This is a genomic window from Phocaeicola sp., assembly GCF_048170425.1.
Classification (GTDB): Bacteria; Bacteroidota; Bacteroidia; order Bacteroidales; family Bacteroidaceae; genus Phocaeicola.
Window position 1 is genome coordinate 1 of record NZ_DBEXBB010000089.1, and the last position, 3,428, is coordinate 3,428.

The following is a 3,428-nucleotide window of genomic DNA, read 5'->3' on the forward strand; positions in this document are numbered from 1 at the left end:
TTTTTACCTATTGGTTTCACAACCACATTGCAAAGGTAATTCTTTTTTGATTGATAGCAAGAACTTGCAAGATGTTTTTTTAATAAATAGTTGTTTTCATGATATAAATCAAGAAAAGGGCTATTTTTAGTCTTTGTGTACGGAAACGGTAGCCGTGTGCGACAACGTTTTTTGCCGTGTACGATAACAATGTGATGAAACGGGAAACGGGTATAAAATATATCCCTCGATTTTAGTTGCGAATTTATTAACTAAAATCGAGGGATATGCTAATGAACTAATGTTCGGCTATTTCAGTTTAAGGATTCGCTGGTTACTGCTCCCGCAAAAGTCTAGAAAAGGAGAGTAGAGCGATTCGATGAAAGGACCGTCCACGAGTACGTCTATGTAGGGGAGCAGTTTCTGGTGGATAGGGTCCTCTTTCAGTTGTTCGTATGTATATCCTGTATAACACCAGATATTCATGCCCGTTCGCTGGCTGACTTCTTTCAGGACAGGCAGAAATTCTTCCGGATTGTAAAAAGGGTCGCCACCTGAAAAGGTAACTCCGTCCAGCAGAGGATTGGCATTGATTTCCTGAATGATTTGTTCCAGGACTTCCTGCGTGAGAGGTTTGCCGGCCTTCGGATTCCATGATTCCGGATTGTGACATCCTTTGCAACGATGGGTACATCCAGCCAGATAGATGGAATACCGAATGCCCTCACCGTCGACAATTGTTTCAGGATATGTATATAAATAATGTAACATGTACGTTTTCTTTCAGCTTATGCATGCTTTACACGGTCGTGCTCTTCCGCTCTCTTGGCAGAGTTCCAGCTGCTAAGGTCGCCTGTCAAGTAACCGGTGATACGGCGCATGCGCAGGATGTTTTCGCTATTGCATACCGGACAACGGCTGTAGATGACTCCTTTGTAGCCACAATCGTGACAAGTATCTACCGGATGATTGATAGAACCGTATCCAATCTGTTCATCGTGCATCACCTTTACAATCTTCGCAATGGCCTTCACGTTTTTCTGTGCTTCTCCATCCAGCTCTACATAGGTGATGTGTCCGCCGCGTGTCAGTGCATGGAAAGGGGCTTCACGTTTGATTTTTTCGACAATGGTAATAGACTCTTTCACGTCTACATGGAACGAGTTAACATAATAATCACGGTCGTTTACTCCTTCAATGGTTCCGTATTTCCGTTTGTCCATGCGGGTAAATCTTCCGGACAATCCTTCCGCAGGGGTAGCCAGCACCGAATAATTCAATCCGTATTTCTTTTTATACTCTTCGGCCACTTTGTTCATCTCTTCAATAGCTTCGTAAAGCGTGTTCCACGCCTCTTGGTTGTGTCCATGTCCTTGGCCGTATAATGCCATCATGGCATTGTGTCCTCCGATAAAGCCGATACCTAAAGTACCCTGTTTCAATACATCTCCTACTTCTTCGTTGGGATGAAGAACGTCTCCGCCTTTCCATACATTATTGCCCATCATGAACGGGAACTGACGCGCAAGAGCGGTACGCTGATACTGGTAACGGGTATACAACTGCTCTGCGATGAATTCAGCCATGGAGTGTACAGACTGGAGGAAAAATTCCTTTGCTTTCTGGAGCTTGCCTTCCGGAGTCTCGTTAGTCAGACTTTCTGCTTTCCGGTGCGCTTCGATGGCCAGACGAGGCAGGTTCATGGTCGTGAATGAAAGGTTACCTCTTCCCAATGAAGTCTTTTCTCCATTCAGGTTCTCGAATACGCGTGTGCGGCATCCCATGGTCGCCAGTTCATAACGGTAACGTTTCGGGTCGTCAGCACTCCATTTCTCGTGTTTGTTGAACGGAGTATCCAGGAACATAAAGTTCGGGAACAGTGCTTTGGCCGTCGTACGGCATGCTTGCAGGAAGAGGTCGAAATTCGGGCTTTCAAATTTCACTTCTCCTGAGAGAGCTGCTTCAAAATCCTTCATGGCCAGTTGATAATCGGCTTCAGAATAGCTCACTCCGTCTTTCACTTTAAAAATCTGGATAGGGAAGACTGGAACTTCTCCATGATTTCCCAAGCCTTCGATGGTAGCCTTCAATAATTCTTGAATCACCATTCTTCCTTCTGCCGAGGTGTCCGTACCGTAGTTAATGGAGCTGAATACCACCTGATTACCTCCTCTGGAATGCATGGTGTTCAAGTTGTGGATAAAGCCCTCCATGGCCTGATGCGTATCCTTGCGGGTTTGGGCCAATGTTTTGCGGAGCACATACTTCAATTCGTCTGCTGTCAGGTTGATACCTGCCGCTTGCAAAGAATCCAGGTAAGCCTTTTCAGTTTCTTCGTTAGGAGCGATGCTGTGGAAGTAGCTGCGTATTCCTTTTAGGATTTCCTTTTCATCAGTAGCGTGTCCTTTGATGTCGAGCAGCAATCCTAAATGAGTAGCCATGATTTTCTGGAAACTTTTCAGCACTCCCTTGGCCATGAAGAAGTCGAAGGCCGGAATGGCCTGTCCTCCGTGCTGTTCATTCTGGTTTGTCTGGAAAATGATGGTAGCCAGTGTAGCGTAACTCTGGATGGACTGCGGAGTACGGATGCTTCCGTTCTTGGTATGAAATCCGCGTTCAAACAAATCATCTAAGTCATACTGTATGCAGGTAGTCGTCTTGGTGGGGTAATAATCCAGGTCGTGGATGTGTATGTCGCCCATTTGATGTGCTTCTGCATATTTTTTAGGAAGAAGATATTTGTAAGTATAGTCCTTGGTGATTTCTGAAGCAAAAGTCATCATCTGTCCGGCCGGCGTATGGCTTGACATGTTGGCGTTGCTCAGGTTTACATCATTCTTGTCAATGGCCACAATGCCGTCCATGATATGTTTGATGTGCGTCTTCCGGTCTCTTTCCGTATTTCTCCACTGACGGTAGATGATGTATTTTTTTGCCACTTCCGGCTGCACTTTCATTAATTCGTTTTCTACAAGGTCCTGAATTTCTTCCACACCGATGGTAGGCTGTGAGAAGTGTGACACTACCTGTCGGGTAATCAGATCCAGTTCCTCTTTCTGCTGAGGAATACCGGTTGCTTCGAAAGCCTTTCCGATGGCGTTGGTGATTTTAGCGGCTGAAAAGTTTTCCTGCTTTCCGTCGCGCTTGATGATGCGGATTTCTGTCAAATTCATTTTTTCAATTAAATGAGGTAAAACATAACTTATAGTTTTGCTTTTCCGGGCAGGTCTTCTGACTGATCTTTCCCCATGGACGCCTTCCCATGAATCCGATTCACAGTGGCTTGCAATGCATGTCCAGGTTTGCACAAGAATCACAGCAGCAGGTACTGTTGCCGATTTCCACGGCATTCCCTTTTGAAACGGTTAGGTTACCTTTTGAAAAGCAGGACAAAGATAGAAATTTGGGAGAAAAATAAAAAATGAGATTTTCCAGATATTTCTAAATTG

At 45.1% G+C, this 3,428-nt stretch carries 2 protein-coding genes and 1 riboswitch; both genes read right to left on the bottom strand.

All coding sequences use genetic code 11. From position 1 onward, the window contains the following. Positions 1-288: 288 nt before the first annotated feature. Positions 289-750 carry an anaerobic ribonucleoside-triphosphate reductase activating protein gene (gene nrdG, locus ACMJ0U_RS03695; protein ID WP_417128255.1) on the bottom strand — a complete coding sequence of 154 codons (462 nt, stop codon included), beginning with the start codon at positions 748-750 and terminating at the stop codon, positions 289-291. 17 nt (positions 751-767) lie between these two features. Continuing rightward, on the bottom strand, positions 768-3,152 hold the full coding sequence (locus tag ACMJ0U_RS03700; protein ID WP_417128256.1) for an anaerobic ribonucleoside triphosphate reductase: 2,385 nt from the start codon (positions 3,150-3,152) through the stop codon (positions 768-770). A gap of 30 nt (positions 3,153-3,182) precedes the next feature. Further along, positions 3,183-3,372, bottom strand: a riboswitch (cobalamin riboswitch). Between the last annotated feature and the right edge of the window lie 56 nt (positions 3,373-3,428).